This is a genomic window from Mycobacterium sp. (assembly GCF_035506235.1).
GTDB lineage: Bacteria > Actinomycetota > Actinomycetes > Mycobacteriales > Mycobacteriaceae > Mycobacterium.
Genome location: NZ_DATJPU010000052.1, coordinates 19,172 through 36,664, shown reverse-complemented (window position 1 = coordinate 36,664; position 17,493 = coordinate 19,172). Strand labels below are relative to the sequence as shown.

13 protein-coding genes are annotated in these 17,493 nt (G+C 70.6%); 7 read left to right on the top strand and 6 right to left on the bottom strand.

The window, feature by feature from the left end; translation table 11 throughout:
- Position 1: 1 nt before the first annotated feature.
- The gene (locus VMD50_RS05265; protein ID WP_325425543.1) at positions 2–808 is read left to right on the top strand and encodes an SDR family NAD(P)-dependent oxidoreductase; all 807 of its coding nucleotides are present in this window, start codon (positions 2–4) and stop codon (positions 806–808) included.
- Between the two features lie 12 nt (positions 809–820).
- Here VMD50_RS05265 and VMD50_RS05260 read toward each other — a convergent pair whose 3' ends face one another.
- The 3 genes from VMD50_RS05260 to VMD50_RS05250 form a co-directional block, all read right to left on the bottom strand.
- Positions 821–1,567 (bottom strand): class I SAM-dependent methyltransferase, encoded by a 747-nt coding sequence (locus VMD50_RS05260; protein WP_325425541.1) that lies wholly within the window; start codon positions 1,565–1,567, stop codon positions 821–823.
- A gap of 126 nt (positions 1,568–1,693) precedes the next feature.
- Positions 1,694–3,079 (bottom strand): adenylate/guanylate cyclase domain-containing protein, encoded by a 1,386-nt coding sequence (locus tag VMD50_RS05255; RefSeq protein WP_325425539.1) that lies wholly within the window; start codon positions 3,077–3,079, stop codon positions 1,694–1,696.
- Positions 3,080–3,094: 15 nt separating this feature from the next.
- The gene (locus VMD50_RS05250) at positions 3,095–3,628 is read right to left on the bottom strand and encodes a TetR/AcrR family transcriptional regulator (RefSeq protein WP_414686005.1); all 534 of its coding nucleotides are present in this window, start codon (positions 3,626–3,628) and stop codon (positions 3,095–3,097) included.
- Here VMD50_RS05250 and VMD50_RS05245 point away from each other — a divergent pair.
- On the top strand, positions 3,530–4,429 hold the full coding sequence (locus VMD50_RS05245; protein WP_414686004.1) for an oxygenase MpaB family protein: 900 nt from the start codon (positions 3,530–3,532) through the stop codon (positions 4,427–4,429). The two genes, VMD50_RS05250 and VMD50_RS05245, sit on opposite strands and share 99 nt — an antisense overlap.
- Here VMD50_RS05245 and VMD50_RS05240 read toward each other — a convergent pair.
- Positions 4,426–5,415, bottom strand: coding sequence for an amidohydrolase family protein (locus tag VMD50_RS05240; protein WP_325425536.1), 990 nt, complete (start codon positions 5,413–5,415; stop codon positions 4,426–4,428). The genes VMD50_RS05245 and VMD50_RS05240 overlap by 4 nt on opposite strands.
- A gap of 242 nt (positions 5,416–5,657) precedes the next feature.
- Here VMD50_RS05240 and VMD50_RS05235 point away from each other — a divergent pair, with 242 nt between their 5' ends.
- The 3 genes from VMD50_RS05235 (at position 5,658) to VMD50_RS05225 (ending at position 9,053) form a co-directional block, all read left to right on the top strand.
- Entirely contained in the window at positions 5,658–6,443 is a 786-nt protein-coding gene (locus tag VMD50_RS05235) for an SDR family oxidoreductase (protein ID WP_325425534.1), read from the top strand.
- Positions 6,444–6,555: 112 nt separating this feature from the next.
- Positions 6,556–7,641, top strand: coding sequence for a phenazine antibiotic biosynthesis protein (locus tag VMD50_RS05230; RefSeq protein ID WP_325425532.1), 1,086 nt, complete (start codon positions 6,556–6,558; stop codon positions 7,639–7,641).
- 35 nt (positions 7,642–7,676) lie between these two features.
- Positions 7,677–9,053, top strand: coding sequence for an aldehyde dehydrogenase family protein (locus tag VMD50_RS05225; protein WP_325425604.1), 1,377 nt, complete (start codon positions 7,677–7,679; stop codon positions 9,051–9,053).
- Positions 9,054–9,172: 119 nt separating this feature from the next.
- On the opposite strand, the gene VMD50_RS05220 is transcribed toward VMD50_RS05225, so the two are convergent.
- Positions 9,173–9,904 carry a cutinase family protein gene (locus VMD50_RS05220; protein ID WP_325425530.1) on the bottom strand — a complete coding sequence of 244 codons (732 nt, stop codon included), beginning with the start codon at positions 9,902–9,904 and terminating at the stop codon, positions 9,173–9,175.
- A 249-nt stretch (positions 9,905–10,153) separates the two neighbouring features.
- Between VMD50_RS05220 and VMD50_RS05215 the strand changes: the two genes are divergently transcribed.
- Both VMD50_RS05215 and VMD50_RS05210 read left to right on the top strand, forming a co-directional pair.
- Positions 10,154–11,056 carry an SDR family NAD(P)-dependent oxidoreductase gene (locus VMD50_RS05215; protein WP_325425528.1) on the top strand — a complete coding sequence of 301 codons (903 nt, stop codon included), beginning with the start codon at positions 10,154–10,156 and terminating at the stop codon, positions 11,054–11,056.
- Entirely contained in the window at positions 11,053–12,645 is a 1,593-nt protein-coding gene (locus VMD50_RS05210; protein ID WP_325425526.1) for an AMP-binding protein, read from the top strand. The genes VMD50_RS05215 and VMD50_RS05210 overlap by 4 nt, the downstream gene beginning before the upstream one ends.
- On the opposite strand, the gene VMD50_RS05205 is transcribed toward VMD50_RS05210, so the two are convergent.
- Complete coding sequence (locus tag VMD50_RS05205) at positions 12,634–17,478, bottom strand: cation-translocating P-type ATPase (RefSeq protein ID WP_325425524.1); 4,845 nt, start codon at positions 17,476–17,478, stop codon at positions 12,634–12,636. The genes VMD50_RS05210 and VMD50_RS05205 overlap by 12 nt on opposite strands.
- Positions 17,479–17,493: the final 15 nt, after the last annotated feature.

The following is a 17,493-nucleotide window of genomic DNA, read 5'->3' as shown; positions in this document are numbered from 1 at the left end:
CATGGCCCTGCCGCCCCCCGCCAACGACCGCGCCGCCATCGTCGCCGGCGCATCGTCGGGCATCGGCGAACAGTTCGCCGAGATCCTTGCCCGGCGCGGCTATCAGGTGGTGTTGGTGGCCCGCAGCGCCGAGCGCCTCGAAGCGCTCGCCGGACGGCTGGGCGCGCAGGCGCACCCGCTACCGGCCGACCTGGCCGACCGAGCCGCGCGGGCGGCCCTGCCGGACCGCGTCGCCGCCCTCGGACTGGTTCCCGACATCCTGATCAACAACGCCGGGTTCTCGACGCTCGGACTCGTCGCGAAATCCGTTCCGGAGCAGGAGGTCAACCTGGTCGAGGTCGACGTGGCCGCCGTGGTGGACCTGTGCAGCCGGTTCCTGCCGGGCATGGTCGAACGCCATCGGGGCGCCGTGCTGAACGTGGCGTCGGTGGCCGGATTCGGTCCGCTGCCGGGACAGGCGGCGTACGGCGCCGCCAAGGCGTTCGTGTTGTCCTACACCCACAGCCTTCGCGGTGAGCTGCGCGGCACCGGGGTCAGCGCGACCGCGCTGTGCCCGGGGCCGGTGGATACGGGGTTCGGCGAGGCGGCCGGTTTCTCCAAGGAGGAAGCCGAATCGGCCCTGCCGCGAGTGATGTGGGTTCCCGCCGCCAAGGTCGCGCGGGCCGGGATCGACGGGCTCGCGGCCGGCACGGCCGTCGTCGTCCCCGGTCGCGTCAACCGGGTGGCGGCGGCGTTGTTCCGGGTCGCGCCGCCCGAACTGCTGTTGCCGGTGCTGGCCCGCGGCCACCCGGCTCTGAAACGGGACTGAAACGGTACTGACTCAGCCGTTCTTGCCCCGCACCCACTGAAACGTGCCGTAGTTCTTGATCCGCACGCTGACGAATCCGTTGCTTTCCAGGATGTCGCCGATTTCGTCGTCATCGAACACGTGCGCACCGACGTCCGGCAGCCTTTGCCACAACCGAGCCGCCCGCCCGACGGTCGGGACCAAAATAGCCAGCCGGCCGCCCGGCCGCAGCACCCGCGCCATCTCGGCGACGGCCGCCGCCGGATTCGGAACCAGCTGCAGCACGCCGATCGAGACCACCGCGTCAACGGTGTTGTCCCGCAGCGGAAGTCGTTGCGCGTCGGCCTTGATGAAGCCGACCTGCGGCCCGGCCTCGTTGCGCACCGCGCGGGCCAGCATCGGCTCGGAGATGTCGACACCCAGGGCCAGCCCCCCGGGACCGGCCGCGCGTGCCAGCGACGCGGTGACGTTGCCCGGGCCTGAGCCGACGTCCAGCGCCACGCCTCCCGGCGGGATGTCCAGCCACTCGATGGGCAATCGCCATAAACTGAACAGCCGGCGCGACAGGGCCTGGACGTTGTCGTAGAGCATCGAACCGATCGGCGACGCCCACACCGCCTGGATCGGGCCGGAGTTCTTCGGGACGGCGTCGTCCGCGCCCGATTCGGCGCCGAGCAGATCCAGGTAGCCCTTGCTCACGTCGGGATCCGCCGGCGGATCGGTCAGCAGATCCAGCGCTCGGCGCAACGCGGGCGACATCGAGACGTGCACGTCGGTCACGCGTACTCCTTCGATCAAAAACCATGCTGTAGAACGACAGTCGGGCCCGGGACGAGCTTCGAACGAGCCCGGAACAAGCCTAGCCGAGCGGTCGGGTGCGTCGACCGTCTCCAGGTGTCGGGTTTGTTACCGCCTGACGATGGCGCGCTCGCGGACCAGCGCGTGCAGGCGCCAGTGACCCGGAACGCCCTTGAGCGCGCTCTCGCCGCGGTCGGCGAACCTGTGACGCGAGCCGGTGACGATGTCGCGCACCGTCGAGGAGACCAGCACCTCGCTGGCCTCGGCGAGCGCGGCCACCCGCGCACCGATGTGCACGGCCATCCCGGCGATGTCGTTTTTCAAGGCGCCGCGCACCTCGACTTCTCCGGCGTGAATGCCCACCCGCACCTCGATGCCCAGCACCCGCACCGCGTCGACGATGTCGTCGGCGCAGGCGAGCGCGGCGCTGGGGCTGGAGAACGTGGCGACGAACCCGTCGCCGGCGGTGTTGACTTCACGCCCCCCGAACCGCTGCAGCTCGTGGCGAATGATGGTGTCGTGGTTGTCCAGCAGGTCGCGCCACCGGCCGTCGCCCAGCACGGCGGCCCGCTCCGTCGAGCCGACGATGTCGGTGAACACGATCGTGGTCAGCAGGCGCTCGGCGTCGGAACCGCCCCGCATGCCGGTGATGAACTCTTCGATCTCGTCGAGCATCGGCCCGGTGTTGCCGACCCAGTACAGGGTGTCGTCGCCCGGTAGCTCCACGAACCGCGATCCGGCGATGTGCTCGGCGAGGTAGCGACCGTGCGCGACCGGGGTGAAGTCGGAGTCGGTGCGGTGCAGGATCAGCGCCGGCGCGGTGACGCGCGGCAGCGAGTCGCGCACGTCGGCATGCCGGACGGCCATGATCATCGCGCGCGCCATGCTGGGCGAGGCCGCACGGTTGCCGGCGGCGTCCCACCAGGCGCGGAACGCGTCGTCGCGGGCGACGCTGGGAGCGATGATGCCGAGCATGTCGAAGCCCTGGTCGACGGCGTCCGGGTCGATCGCCAGAGTCGTGAACGGGTCGAGAATCTCGATCGCGGCGCCCATCGGGTAGTCCGGGGCGTACAACGTGCGGGCCGCGCCGTTGATGATCACCAGGCTGCTGACCCGTTCGGGATACTCGGCCGCCAGCACGAGGCCCGTCATCGAGGTGAAGCCCGGCGCCACGATCGTCGCCCGCTCGCATCCCACCGCGTTCATGACCGAGATGACGTCCTTCGCCCAGAATTCCGGCCCGATCACGTCGGTCGAGGGGACGCGGGACGACAGCCCGATCCCGCGCTGGTCGAGCCGGATCACCCGGGCGAACGACGCCAGCCGCCGATGAAAGCGGTACATCGAGGGCTCGGCGTCGACCGAGTCGATCGGGATCGACGGCCCGGGCAGCAGCAGCAGGTCGATCGGTCCGTCGCCGAACACCTGATAGGCGACGTCCGCATCGCCGCAACTGGCGTATCGGGTTCGTGGTGCGCCAGAAAACCCAGCCACGGCTATCAGGCTAATTCAGGGCTGTGACAAGTCGAAGACAAGTCGAAGCCCGCTAGCGGCCGATGATCGGGACCAGGTACCGGGCGGCGTAGTCGCGCACGGCCGCCTCGTTCGAGGTGTCGAGCCGGTCGGTGGGGAAGACGATGATGCCCAGCGCGACGCGCAGCAGGATGTCGGCGATTTGGCCAGGTCGGGTTCTGCGATGTCGGCCCCGCAGCGCCGCAGGGTATGGGCGATTCCGTCGGCGAATTGGCGAATCGGGAAGACCTGCGACCGGGAAAACATGCCCAGCAGCTCGGGCTCGCTTTCGGCGATCCGCGAATACAGGGGCGAGTCCTGGACCAGGCGCACCCCGAGCGCGAACGCCTCGATCACGGCCTGCCGCGGGTCACAGCCCGCGGTGGCCCGATCGAGCGTCCGGAAGAACAGTTCGGCCTCGCGGCGCACCACGTGTTCGAACAGGTCGTCCTTGGTGGGAAACCGCCGGTAGATGGTGCTGCGGCTGACCCCGGCGCGGGCGGCGACATCCTCGATGTTGGCGCGCCGCACGCCGTAGGTCTCGAAGACCGCTCGCGCTGTGTCCAGGATCTTCTCGTCCAGAGTGCCCTCAAGGCTGTGGTTCTGCATGAACACGACCCCCTCGGCAATCTCGGCGCACCGCTGCTACGGCGGACCGCACCGCCCCTGATGAAGACCGTCTACTCCGACCACCCGCACGAGTGGGGCCGCAGGGTCCGGGACTTCCACAAGCCGATCAAGGGCACCGTCAGCGACGGCTCCAGGTATCACGCGCTCAATCCGGAGTTGTTCTATTGGGCGCACGCCACGTTCGTCGACCAGGTCATCTACACGACCGATACGTTCATTCGCCGGTTGTCGCGTGCGGAGAAGGAGCAGATCTTCAATGAGGGCAAGGTCTGGTTCGGGCTCTACGGCGTCAACGACCGCGGACAGCCGCGGACGTATGACGAGTTCCTCGCCTACTGGGACGAGATGCTCGAGCGGTTCGTCCCGCACAAAACCATCCTGTACGGCACCGGCTACATCCGAAAAGGGATACCGGGCCCGCGGTGGATTCCCAAGGCGGTCTGGAGGGCGCTGTCCGCGCCGTTGAACGCCTACACCCGCCTCGTTCTCGTCGGGACCCTGCCGCAGCAGATGCGCGACGTATGCCAGCTGGAGTGGGATGCGAAGAAGGAGAAGCGATTCCAGCGGTTCACCGCCGTGGTGCGCGCGCTCAATCCGCTCATCAACCGGCTGCCGCTCGCGCTCGTCTACCTGCCCTGGGCGGCCGAGGCGTGGCGCCGGGCGGGCGTCGACCCGCGCCGGCTCCATAACCACGCGGCTTAACCGATGCCCAGCAGCCGTTCGGCGTTGCCGTGGGCGATCCTCTCCCGGTCGGCGGCCGGCAGCGTCGTCCGCTCGAATCCTTGGACCGCCTCGCGGGAGGACTCGTAGGGATAGTCGACGGAAAACATCACGGCGTCGGCGCCGACCTCCAGCACCGCTCCCAGCATGACCGCCGGCGAGAACACCCCGCTGTTGGTGAAGACGATGTTGGTGCCCAGGTACGCCGAGGGCGAGCGCTGCAGCGGAGTGGTCGTGTGCATGCCCCGGGAGCGGGAGTCCAGTCGGCTGCGCTGAAACGGCAGGAACTCACCCATGTGCCCCAAGATCAAGGTGGCGCCGGGATGCCGGTCGAACACGCCGCTGAACAGGATCCGCAGCGCGTGCCCGCTGACCTCGGCGGCCCAACTCCAGGTTGCCCCGTAAAGTTCCGGGCGGCCGTCGAGGACGCGCCAGCGATCGGCCGGCGGTGCCCCTGGGTGCAGGTACAGGGGAACGCCAAGGGATTCCAGCGCCGACCACACCTCGTCGTATTCGGGTGCATCCAGGTAGCGCCCGCCCGGCCCGCTGATGCAATCGTTGACCAGCGCCCCGCACAATCCGTCCCGGTTGACGGCGCGCTCCAGCTCAGCCGCGGCCGCGGCCGGGTCCTGCAATGGCAGAGCGGCGAACCCACGGAACCGATCCGGGTGTCCGCCAACGATTTTCGCCAGGTAGTCGTTGGCGAACCGTGCGCTGTCGCAAGCCTCTTCGGCGTCGACGTCGACCTGCAGTCCCGGGACGGTCAGGGACAACACCTGGATGTCGATGCCGGCGTCGTCCATCTCCGGCAGCCGGTATTCGGTGAAATCCGTCAGCCGGCGTTCATAGTGCTCGCCCATTCCGGGCTTGAACCCGAGCGACTGCAGCAGCCGCCGGCTGTCCGACATGGGCAGGCGCTCGACCAACTCCGGAATGACAAAGGCTTCCTCCAAGGCGATGTAACGCATCGGTCTTCCTCGCTGTCGTCACTGTCATCGCTGTCGCTGTCGCCTTCGACTGTGCGCGGCACCCGCGGATTTGGGAAATGAACAGTCCGTATCGCCCGTAGGCATCGACGATCCGGGTGACACGCGGTTCCACGCGGTATGGTTCCGGCTCTACCCAGCGGTCCCCGAAGGGACGAAAGTGGGTGGGGTTGGTACGACTGATCGGCGGTTACACAGGACTGGATCCGACGAGGGGAGCGGCCATGCAGATGACGGGCAATACGGTGCTGGTGACCGGAGGCGGCAGCGGGATCGGTCGCGGCCTGGCGGAGGCGTTCCATCGGCTCGGCAACACGGTGGTCATCGCGGGCCGGCGGCGAGAGCCGCTGGCGGAGGTCGCGAAAGCCAACCCGGGCATCCGGGTGCTGTCGCTGGATCAGGGCGACCCCGCCGACATCCGCCGCTTCGCCACCGAGGTGACCGACCACTATCGGGACCTCAACGTCCTCATCAACAACGCCGGCGTCCAGCGCTTCGAGGACCTCACCACGACCGGTCCCAGCGTGGCGGAGCTGACGGTCGCGATCAATCTGCTGGGCCCGATCCGGCTCACGGCGGCGTTGCTGCCGTCGCTGCTGAAGAAGCCGCGGGCGGCGATCCTCAACGTCACGTCGGGCCTGGCCTTCATGCCCAGCGCCGTCACGCCGACGTATTGCGCGACCAAGGCGGCGCTGCATTCCTACACCGAGTCGCTGCGTTTTCAGCTCCGCGGGACTGCGGTCCAGGTGATCGAGATCGTTCCACCGCACCTGCAGACGGGGCTGCAGCGTGGGCGGGGATTCGACACCAGCGACCCGCGGGCGATGCCGCTGGACGAGTACATCACCGAGACGATGGCCCTCCTGCAGGCGCAGCCGGACGCGGAGGAGATCCTGGTGGAGCGGGTCAAGCCGTTCCGGTTCGCCGAACGCGACGGCCGCTACGACGAGATGTACCCCGCCTTCAACGAGGCGATCACCGAAGCCGTCCGCCAGGCGCGCGACGGCTGAAACCGGTTGGCCACCAGGCGTTCCCCGCACCGTGGGGCAACGTTCACCGCCCGTGTGTCCGGCGCCCCGGCGCGCGGGGTTGCCGGGCCGGTCCTGTGACAGGATCGGTGCCATGGGCGATTTTTCGCTGCTGGACGTTCCCCGATCGGTCCCGATCGAAGACCCCGAGGCCTACCTGGCCGCCGCGATGGCCTGGCACTTCGGCGAGGACACCGGTTCCGCGTTCTGGCTGCGGACCGCCCGGACCCTGGACTTCGACCCGCTGACCGATGTCAAAGGCTTTGGGGATCTGCGCCTGTTCCCCAACCTGGTCAACGAATTGCGCGCCGTGCCGGTGGAGGATCTCATTCCGCGCGGTTATGGATCGTCTCCGCCGCTGCCCCAGATATTCGAATCCGGCGGCACCACCGGGGCCCCGAAACGGACGGTGCAGATGCCGGACTGGATCGCGCAGGTCGTGCAGTGGCAAACCGAGGACTTCGACGGCGGCGGCTTTGTCCGCGGACGGGGGTTCCTGTGCCTGATGCCCGCCGGCCCGCACGGCGTCGGCTACTTCTCGCGGCTGGTCTCCGAGCGACTCGGCGCGGTCTTCCACGCGGTCGACCTCGACCCCCGCTGGGTGAAAAAGGTCGCCGCGCGCAACGCGGCCGCCGAAGTCGCCGCCTACGTCGACCACGTCGTCGAGCAGGCGGTGTTCGTGCTGCAGACGCAGAACGTCGCCAATCTGCACACGACCCCGCCGCTGCTGGAGGCCATCGCGCGCAACGACCGCGTGGTGGATCTGGTAAACGACAAGATCCGCTACCTGCTGCTCAGCGGCGCGCACGTGGACGCCGACACGCTCGACGTGCTGCGCGAGATCTTCCCCGACACGACGATCACGATGGCCTTCGGCAGCACCATGGTGCTCTCGCAAGCGGTCACCCGAAGCGACGGCGACTCGTTCGTGTTCGACCCGCGGACACCGTACGTCGTGTTCTGGGTGGTCGATCCCGACGCCGGGGAACGAGTGCCATACGGGCAGCGGGGCCAGGTGGTGATGAACCACGTCAGCAAGGGAATGTTCATACCGAACAACCTGGAGCGCGACCTGGCGATCCGGATGCCCGGCCCGGCGGGCCAACTCAGCGATTCGGTCAGCGAGGTGCGGCCGGTGACCACCTTCGACGGCGAGGCCGTCATCGAGGGCGTCTACTGAACATGGCGCGCGAACGAGCCGTTGCCGCGACCGATTTGGTGTGTATCGACGCGCTCGGAGCCGGTGGCGATTACCGTACCCGCAACCGCGAGCTCATCATGAGCACCGCCGGTGTTGCGGTTGCCGAGCTGAGCATTGTTCCGCCGCTGTATGTTTCGCGTACCATCGGCGCGCAGCGCAAATGCCGGCCGCTACCGGTCGCCCAACGCGAGGCGGCGCTGGGCAACGCGGCCGAGGTCTTTGCCACCGCGACCATCGGCGGCCTCGGCTTCGACGACTACGTTCGCCTGGCCAGCGGCGTATCCGGGCTCCCGATCGCGGTGACGCGGGCCGGGGCGCGCGGCGTTGCCCGCGCCGTCGCCACCGCGTTCGATACCGTGCGACCGGCCCGGCCCACGGGCGCCGCGCTCGACTGGCGCGAGGAGGGTGCCCGCGGCGGCGGCGCGGTGTGGGTCCGGCGCGGAGAGGTGTTTGCCGTGCACGCGGCCGGAAACGGCCCGGGCGTCCACGCCCTGTGGCCCCAGGCGCTGGCGCTGGGCTACCGCGTGGCGGTGCGGCCGTCGCGCCGCGAGCCGCTGACCGCACACCGGCTGGTGAACGCCCTGCGCCAGGCGGGATTTCGTCGCGAAGACGCGGTGTATCTGCCCACCGACCATGGCGGCGCGGACGAGCTCATCCGGCGGGCCGACCTTGCCATGGTCTACGGCGGCCAGGACGTGGTGGACAAGTACGCCGGCGACCCCGGGGTGGTGGTGAACGGCCCCGGGCGCACCAAGATCCTGATCACCGCCGACCAGGATTGGCGTGACCACATCGACCTCGTGGTCGACTCGATCGCCAACCTGGGCGGGATGGCGTGCGTCAATGCCACCGCGGTGCTCTACGAGGGCGACCCCGCCCCGCTGGCGCGGGCGATCGCCGGGCGGCTGGCGGCGATCCGGCCGCTGCCCACCGACGACGAGCGCGCGATCCTGCCCACCCAGCCCCTCGAACAGGCGCGGACGCTGGCGAACTACCTGGCGGCCAGGGCCGCCGGGACGACGCCGCTGCTCGGCGCCGACCAGGTGGTCGCCGCGGTCGGGGACGGGTACGCCGCGCTGCGTCCGGCGGTGCACCTGCTGGCCGAACCCGGCTCCGGCCAGCTCACGGACAAGCTCAACGTCGAGCTGCCGTTTCCGTGCGTGTGGGTGTCGTCGTGGTCGCGCGCCGCCGGAGTCGAGCCGCTGCGGCACTCATTGGTCGTCACTGCCATCACCGGCGACGACCGGCTGGTCGACGACCTGCTCGCCGAACCGACGGTCGCCAACGTCTACCGCGGCCGGCATCCGACCCTTTACGCTGCGCCCGAGATCCCGCACGACGGGTTCCTGGCGGATCACCTGATGCGCACCAAGGGCTTCATCAGGGACTAGCCCTGATGGTGGCGACCCGCTTCGCCCGGCGACGCCGCGCTCGCGATCGCCACGTAGTGGCCGACGGTGCCACCGCGAGCGTCGTTGGTCGCGGTGGCGACTCAGGCGCCTCAATCAGCTCAGCTGCCGAAGCCACCGCCGGGAGCCCCGACGGTCGTGGCGGCTGAACCGCCGAGGTGGCTGGCGGCGAATGCCGCGCCCTTATCGATCATCTGGCCGTCGGACGCGTAGGTGTCGTGCGCGGCGAAGTTCATCCCGTCGGAGCAGACCGGGTCCTCGGGCGCGCAGACCTTGATGGTCTTGGGCTGGTAGAGCGGGCCGATGGCGACCGGGGGCTCGTTGAGGAAGTTCATCGCGCGGACGTTGGGCATGCCGAAGAGCACGACCGAGGACACGTGGTCGGCCACCGCGGGGTCCATCGGCTTGGGCACGGTGTTGGGGTCGACCCCGTCGGGCACGGCGGCGGAGGTGACGAAGCCCATCACGGCCGCGCCCTGGGAGAAGCCGCTGAGCACCATCTTGGTGTTGGGGCAGTCGTGCGCCATCGAAACGACGTGCGCGCCGGCGTCCCGGATGCCGTCGAGGCCGGTGTCCCAGTCGTTGCTGGCCGGATAGTTGACCGGATAGACGTCGAACGACTTTCCGCCGACGCGCGAGCGCAGGTCGTCGGCGAATGCCTGTCCGGTCGCGCCAAGACCGGGGGGCTCACCGGTGCCGCGGGCGAATACCACCTGCACGTCCGGACATTGGGCGGAGGCGAAGGGGAGGGCAGGCGCGAGGACGGAGGCGCTGAGGCCCGACGCCGCGACTACCGCGGGACCAAGGAAACGAGCGAGTTGACGTGCGATCATGCCGCAATTGTGCCCTGGTGCACCGTCGGCTAAACAGAGATTTCTCTGGCAATTGTTTCAGAGTCGTAAAACGTCCCGTCGGCGATGCGCCGGCTCGCTCCGCCAACCGCGCGAACTGCCGATAATCGCGGGCCGGGCGGCGGAGCCGAACCCCGATGTGGTCTGCTAGCTGTAACCCGAGTCGAGGCACACGGTCAAGCCAGAGCCGCACCCCTCGGCGCGCAATCCGGAGTGAATGCGGCACCGAACGTGAACCTGATAGCACAGCCCTTTCAGCGAGCCTTTGCGGCGGCCACGGACCGACTGGCCAACCCGGCGCGGGTCTCGGACCCCGACAAGCTGCGCGACACCGTTTCGGGCAAGACGGTATTGGTGACCGGCGCGTCCTACGGAATCGGCGAGGCCACGGCCCGCACGATGGCCGCCGCGGGAGCGACGGTGCTGGTCGTCGCCCGATCGGCGGAACGGCTGGAGGACCTCGCGGCGGCGATCAACGCGGGCGGCGGGCGGGCGGTCGCCTACCCCACCGACCTCACCGACGAGGCCGCCGTGGGCGTGCTGACGAAGCAGGTCACCGAGAACCACGGCGCGGTCGACGTCGTGGTGAGCAACGCGGGCAAGTCGTTGCGCCGGTCGCTGCACGACCAGTACGACCGCCCGCATGACTTTCAGCGCACCATCGACATCAACTACCTGGGACCGATCTGGCTGCTGCTGGGGCTGCTGCCGGCCATGCGAGAGCGCGGCGGCGGGCACATCGTGAACGTGTCGAGCGTCGGGGTGCGCGTCGTACCGGGGCCGCAGTGGGGCGCTTACCAGGCGTCCAAGGGCGCCTTCGATCGCTGGCTGCGCAGCGTGGCACCGGAATTGCACGCCGACGGTGTGGACGTCACGACGGTCTACTTCGCGCTGGTGCGCACCCGGATGATCGCACCCACGCCGATGCTGGGCCGGCTTCCCGGCATGTCCGCGGACGAAGCCGCCGACGCGATCGCCAAGGCGGTCATCGAGCGCCCCCGCACCAACGAACCGCCCTGGGTGTGGCCGGCCGAGCTGGCGTCGGTGCTGCTGGCCGGGCCCGCCGAGCGCGCGGCCCGGTGGTGGCACCGCCGCTTCTTCGCCAATTCCGGTGTGCGCGAGGGCCGGCCATGACCCTTCTGGTGTCCCAGAACGGTGTGGTCGCGACGGCGGCGCGGGCGCTGCTGCGGTCCGGGTTGCTCGGCCCGCCTTCCCCGGCAGCGGTGGTCCGGGTGATTCGCGAGGCGCGACGCGGCGGCACGAATCCCTACACGCTGCTGGGCGTCACGGCGGCCCGGTGGCCGAACCGGGCGGCGATCATCGACGACGACGGCGCCCTCACCTACCGGGAGCTGCGGTCGGAGGCCCGAGCGCTGGCGGGCCAGCTGTCCGGCGCCGGAGAAGGGCCCGGTCGCGCGGTCGGGGTCATGTGCCGCAACGGACGGGGTTTCGTCAAGGCGTTCTTCGCCGCCGCCCTGGTCGGCGCCGATGTCGTGCTCGTCAACACGGATTTCCGCACCGATGCGCTGGCCGCCGCGTTGGGCGCACACCGGATCACCACGATCGTCGCCGACGACGAGTTCGCGGAGCGGGTGCGCGCCGCGCAGGCATCGGTGACCGTCGTCGATCCGGCGACGGTCGATGCGCGCGACGGGGACCCGCGATCCCCGCGACCCGCAGTGGCCGCACCCGGCCGGATCATTCTGCTGACGTCGGGCACGACCGGCAAGCCCAAGGGCGTGCCCCGCACTCCGCAGCTGCGTTCCGCGGTGGGCGTCTGGGTGACGATCCTCGATCGCACCGGGCTGCGAACGGGTTCGCGGATCTCGGTGGCAATGCCCATGTTCCACGGGCTGGGCCTCGGCATGCTGATGCTGACGGTGGCCCTGGGCGGCACGGTGCTGACGCATCGCCACTTCGATGCCGAGGCCGCGCTGGCGCAGGCGTCGCTGCACCGCGCCGACGCGTTCACCGCGGTGCCGGTGGTGCTCGCGCGCATCCTGGACCTGCCGCAGCGGGTGCGGGCGCGAAACCCGTTGCCCTACCTGCGCGTGGTGTTGTCCAGCGGGGACCGGTTGGATCCCACCCTGGGGCAGCGGTTCATGGATGCCTACGGCGACATTCTCTACAACGGCTACGGCTCAACCGAAGTCGGCATCGGTGCGCTGGCAACACCGGCCGACCTGAGGGAGGCTCCGGAAACCGTCGGAAAACCGGTCGCCGGCTGCCCGGTGCGCATCTTCGACAAGAAAGACCGACCCGTCGGTCCGCGCGTCACCGGACGCATCTTCGTCGGCGGCGAGCTGGCGAGCGAGGGCTACACGGAGGGCTCGGGGGAGGCCAAAGCCGTCGTCGAGAACATGACGAGCACCGGGGACATGGGTTACCTCGACAATGCGGGACGGCTCTTCATCGTCGGCCGTGAGGACGACATGATCATCTCCGGGGGAGAGAACGTCTACCCGCGCGCGGTGGAGAACGCACTCGCCGAGCACCCCGACGTCGCCGACAGTGCGGTCATCGGCGTTCCCGACGAGCGGTTCGGTCATCGACTGGCCGCCTTCGTGGTCCCGCAGCCGGGAAGCGGCATCGACCCGTCGGCATTGCGGGATTACTTGCAGGGCAGGGTTTCCCGCTTCGAACAGCCGCGCGACATCAACATCGTCGGGAGCATTCCGCGCAATCCCGCGGGCAAGGTCGTGCGCAAGGAGCTATCGACCTGAGCCTGCCCCGGGCTCGAGCTGCTTGGGTTCGAGCGCGGCGACCCTCTTGGCCAGCCAATTGGGCGCCAGCACCGACACGGCGGTGGTGCCGGCCGTCGCGCCGATCACACCGGACCAGGCGACGGGCCCCAGCGGTGTACAGCCGAAGAACTGGCTGACGCCGGGGGTCTGGACGATGGCCACCAAGACGCCGGCGCTGCCCAGCGCCGTGGCGATGACCAGCGGGCTGTGGCGCCGCGTTAGCAGGGTCTGCGCGAGCTGCGTGGTCACCAGCGCGGTGAGACCCATTGTCGACGTGCGGCGTTCGGTGCCCGGAGTCCAGCGCCCGATGGCCCAGGCTGCCGTCGCGCCGGCGGCGGTGACGGCGCCGCGGGTGACGATCTGGCGCATGAGCGGCGCGTCGAGCGACGGCGGGGGTTCGGACAGCGCCGCAAGCTGGAAGGCGCGCTGGGTCTCGTCGGCATCGCGGTCCGCGCCGTCCTCGTCCTCTTCGGGCTGGGGGTACTGCGGGGTGACGGCGACCGCGAGCGCGGGGAACATGTCGGTGAGCAGGTTCACCAACAGGAGTTGACGCGTGCCCACCGGCGCGCGACCGGTCCCCAACGCCGTCCCGATGATGGTGAAGAGCACCTCGCCCACATTGCCGCCGACCAGGATGCTGACCGCGTCTTTTACGCCGCCCCACATGCCGCGGCCCTCGACCAGCGCGTCGACCAGCACGCCGAGATCGTTGTCGGTCAAGACGATGTCGGCGGCGCCGCGCGCGGCCGACGAACCGCGACCGCTCACCCCGATGCCCACGTCGGCCATGCGAATCGCGGCGGCATCGTTGGCGCCGTCGCCGACCATCGCGACCGCCTGCCCGCTGTGTTGCAGCGCGGCGACGATCTGCACCTTCTGCTCCGGGCTGACGCGTGCGAAAACCTGCACGTCGGAGGCGAGTTTGGCCCGGTCGTCCTCGTCGAGGGCGGTGAGCTCGGCCCCGGTGACCTCGCGTGCGTCCGACGGCAGGCCCAGCTGGCGGGCGATCGCGCGGGCCGTCACCGGGTGGTCGCCGGTGATCAGCACCACCCTGCGACCGGCTTCCACCAGCGTTTCGATCAGCGGCCGCGCCGAGGGCCGTGCGGTGTCCGCCAATCCGACGTAGCCGACCAGTTCCAAGTCGTGCGCGGCGGCGTCGACTTTGTCGACGTCGGTGTCGTCCTCGGTGGTCCCGCCGTCCCAGCGCCGCTTTGCGACGGCGAGCACGCGCAGGCCTCGCTCGGCCAGGCGCATGACCAACGACTCCGCGTGCTCGAGGGCGGCGTCCTGATCTTCGAACCGGCAACGCGGCAAAACCTCCTCGGGGGCGCCCTTGACCATCAGCATCGCGCCCGCCGCGCCGTCGGTGCCGATCGCGGCGGAGTAGCCGCGACTGGACTCGAATGGCACCTCCGCGAGCACCGTCCACTCCGAAACCCATTGGCCGTCTAAGGCATTGGCCGCCTCGAGGATGGCTTCGTCGGTGGCGTGCGCGTGTCCGCCCCCGTTGTGGGGTTGGGTGCTGCTGCGCGCGGCGGCCCGCAACACCTCGGCGCCCCCGGGGTCGGCCGGATCGAGAAATGGGCCGTCCGGACTTGTTCCGTGCGGCACGCTGCACACGACGCGCAGGTGGTTTTCGGTGAGCGTGCCGGTCTTGTCGAAACACACCGTCTGGACCCGCCCCAGCGCTTCGATGGCGCGTGGCGTGCGGACCAGCGCCCCACGCCGCGACAACCGCTGGGCGGCGGCGAGCTGGGCCAGGGTGGCCACCAGCGGCAGGCCCTCGGGGACGGCGGCCACGGCGATGGCGACGCCGTCGGCGACCGCTTGCCGCAGCGACCCGCGGTGCGCCAGCGCCAAACCGGTCACCGTGGCACCGCCGGCCAGCGTCAGGGGAAGCACCTTGCTGGTCAGCTCCCGCAACCGGGCCTGCACGCCCGCGGCGGACTCGACATCGGCGATCGCCGTCAGCGCGCGTTGCGCGGCGGTGCCGGCGCCGGTGGCGACGACGATCGCCCGGGCCCGTCCCGCGACAATCGTGCTGCCTTCGAACAGCATGCTGGCCCGGTCGGAGTCGGCGGCGGCGACGGGCTCCACCTGCTTGTCCACCGGCAGCGATTCCCCGGTGAGGAAGGACTCGTCGACCTCCAGGTCCTCGGCTACCAGCAGGCGCGCGTCCGCGGGCACCACCTCCGGGGCGGCGAGGTCGATGATGTCGCCCGGGCGCAGCGATTTCGCGCTGACCGTGACCGTTCGCTCCGTCGTGCGGGCGGCCTCGAGCCGCCGGTGCGCGGTCGCCACGGTGGGGAGCACGACGCGCCGCGCGTGCTTCTCCTGTTCGGCGAACAGCTCGGCGACCGCGGCCTCGGCACGCAAGCGCTGCACGCCGCCGGCTATGGCGTTGGCCGTCATCACGCCGGCCACCAGCAGCGCGTCGACGTTGCTGCCGACGATCGCCGACGCCGCCGCGCCGACGGCCAGGATCGGCGTCAGCGGGTCGGCGAGCTCGGCCCGCGTCGCCGACAGCAGCCGCCCCACCCGGGTTGCCGGACCCCGCAGCGGCGCGACGACCGGGTTGTAGGACAGGTCGTCCAGCATCTGTCGCCAGGGCGCGGTGCCGGGCTCGACGGCCAGCGGACGGGTGCGGCTGGTCAGGCGGGAGTAGACGATCTCGGGGTCGAGGGCATGCCAGGCGGTCAGCGGCTGCGGTGTGGGATCCGCCAGCCGCAACACCCTGCCGGCCGAGAACGTGCCCTGAATCAACGCGGCCGCGGCCGCGGCGTTGACCGGGTTGAGCCAGCGCTGCAAGGCAACCGGGTTGGCCGAGCCGGGCTCGCCGGTGACCAGCAGCAGGCCGGCCAGGGTGCTGCCACCCTTGGCAAGGCGAACCGCGGATTCCGTGGCCGCCCGGGCCACCGGCAGCGCCGACAAGATCCGCACCGCAGCGGCCAGGTCGGTGCCGGTGATGATGTCCGCGGTCCAGGGCGTCGCCGCCTGGGGATCGTCGAGGGCCACCGCGACGTCCGCGATGGCCAGCGCCGCCAGCGTGTCCGTGGACGCGAAGTCCCGGTGCAGGGCCGTGATCAGCAACACCGGTCCGCGATCCGTGCGCAGGTCGCGAACCAGCTGCAGCAACGGGGTGCCCGGCGGGTGGCTCACCGCGACGCTGGCGGTCAGGTCTTCGGTGCCGGCGACGTGGCGCAGCACCACCCGCGCCCCGGTCCGGGCAGCGGTCTGCAGCAGCGGGATCGCGAAAGGGTCGACCTCCCATCCCACGTCGACGCTGCCGACGCGTTCGCCGTCGACCACGAGGTCGGCATGCTCGAGCCCCTGGGCGGGCATCGCCGAGGGGCCCTGCGCCCGGATCCAGTGCAGGCGTGCCCCGGTGGCCGGCAACTCGTCGGGGTCCGGCTCGGGCGCCTCCTCGCCGTGGAGCAGGGCGTCGGCGACCTCGTAGACGCGATCCTCGTCCCAGCCGGGTATGTCTCCCTGCGCCCGCAACACCGCGCGGTTGTCGCCACGCAGCGCCGCCCCGTCGATGACGACCACCTTCACCCGATCCATCCGGCGCAGCGCGCCGGGGTCGAGGACCAGTTGTCCGGCGTTGGCCAGCCCGCGGCCCAGTACCGCGGCGAACGCCTGCCGGCCCGCGTGGGCGGCCCGCGGCACGCCGGCCAGCAGCGCGCCGGCCGCGTCTTCGGTGCCACCGCCGGCCAGCAGCGCGCCGGCCGCGGCGATCAGCGACGCGTTGGCCGCCTGGTCGACGTACTCCTCCACCGGCCCGGCCATCGATCCCTTCGCGGTGTCGATGGCCGCGTCGATGGCCCCGCCGACCACGACGTGGGACACCTCGCCCGCGGCGGCGGCGGCCCAATTATGCCGGGGCGCCTGCGATTTGGGTCCCGCCGAGGAGATGACGGGAACCACCGGGGCCTGCGGCCGCTTCGGGGACGCCAGCTCGGGCTCGCGCTCCCGCCATCTCTGCCGGTGAGCCGACGCTTCGGAGATCTGCAGGCTGCGTTGCGCCAAATCGATCACGGGTGTTCCGATGGCATGGGTGAGCCCGTTGGCCACCGCCGTCGAGGCGCTGAGGGCGATGTCGGTACCGACGCGACCCAGCCGCGACTCCAGCACGGCAACCACCCGCGGCTGATGATTGAGCAGGGCGGCCGCGGCGCGCGCGCTGCGCGGCGCGACGGGCAACCGGCCCAGCCAGCCGGTGACCGCCGCGCCGATCGCCGCGACGTCCATCGCCGCCGCCGTCATCGGGACCAGGATCGCCAACGGGTTACCCGGGTCGGCGAACGGCGCCGTCCGGGGTGCCGACCTGGGTCCCGTCAAGTTCAGGTCGGCGGCGACATCACAAACCGCTTCCCGCACCTCGTCGAGGACGGTGTCGCTGTCGGCGTCGCTGTCGAGCTCGACCACCAGCCGGCCAAGTGCGCCCTCGACGTGGGCGCTGGCCACTCCGGGGATTCTGCGAACCGGTTCCTCCACCACCGCCGCATGCTCGTGCCAGCGGGGGAAGGGCAGCAATGGGTCGAGATCGAAATGCACCCGCCGCCCGCTCTGCCAGCGCACCGGAGGCGCGACGCCGTTCGGTGAGCCGTCGGACGCGGAGCCGATGCCGATCGCCCGGCCCGTCGTGTTGGCCATCGACTGAACCACCGGGCCGGCCAGTTCCACCACCGGGCCGGCGAGCATCTGCACCGCCCCGGCGGCGTCGGCCGCGGTGGAGACGCCGGCTCGCACTGCCTGCGCGGCCCCGCCGGTCACGCCAGCGACGACGCTGGCCACGCCCGGAATCTTCATCCGTCACCCTTCACA

What these genes read in the sequence shown, in the direction of transcription:
- VMD50_RS05265 (WP_325425543.1), top strand. Translation starts at nt 2, where the DNA reads ATGGCCCTGCCGCCCCCCGCCAACGACCGCGCCGCCATCGTCGCCGGC.
- VMD50_RS05240 (WP_325425536.1), bottom strand. Translation starts at nt 5,415, where the DNA reads ATGCGTTACATCGCCTTGGAGGAAGCCTTTGTCATTCCGGAGTTGGTC.
- VMD50_RS05235 (WP_325425534.1), top strand. Translation starts at nt 5,658, where the DNA reads ATGCAGATGACGGGCAATACGGTGCTGGTGACCGGAGGCGGCAGCGGG.
- VMD50_RS05230 (WP_325425532.1), top strand. Translation starts at nt 6,556, where the DNA reads ATGGGCGATTTTTCGCTGCTGGACGTTCCCCGATCGGTCCCGATCGAA.
- VMD50_RS05220 (WP_325425530.1), bottom strand. Translation starts at nt 9,904, where the DNA reads ATGATCGCACGTCAACTCGCTCGTTTCCTTGGTCCCGCGGTAGTCGCG.
- VMD50_RS05210 (WP_325425526.1), top strand. Translation starts at nt 11,053, where the DNA reads ATGACCCTTCTGGTGTCCCAGAACGGTGTGGTCGCGACGGCGGCGCGG.
- VMD50_RS05205 (WP_325425524.1), bottom strand. Translation starts at nt 17,478, where the DNA reads ATGAAGATTCCGGGCGTGGCCAGCGTCGTCGCTGGCGTGACCGGCGGG.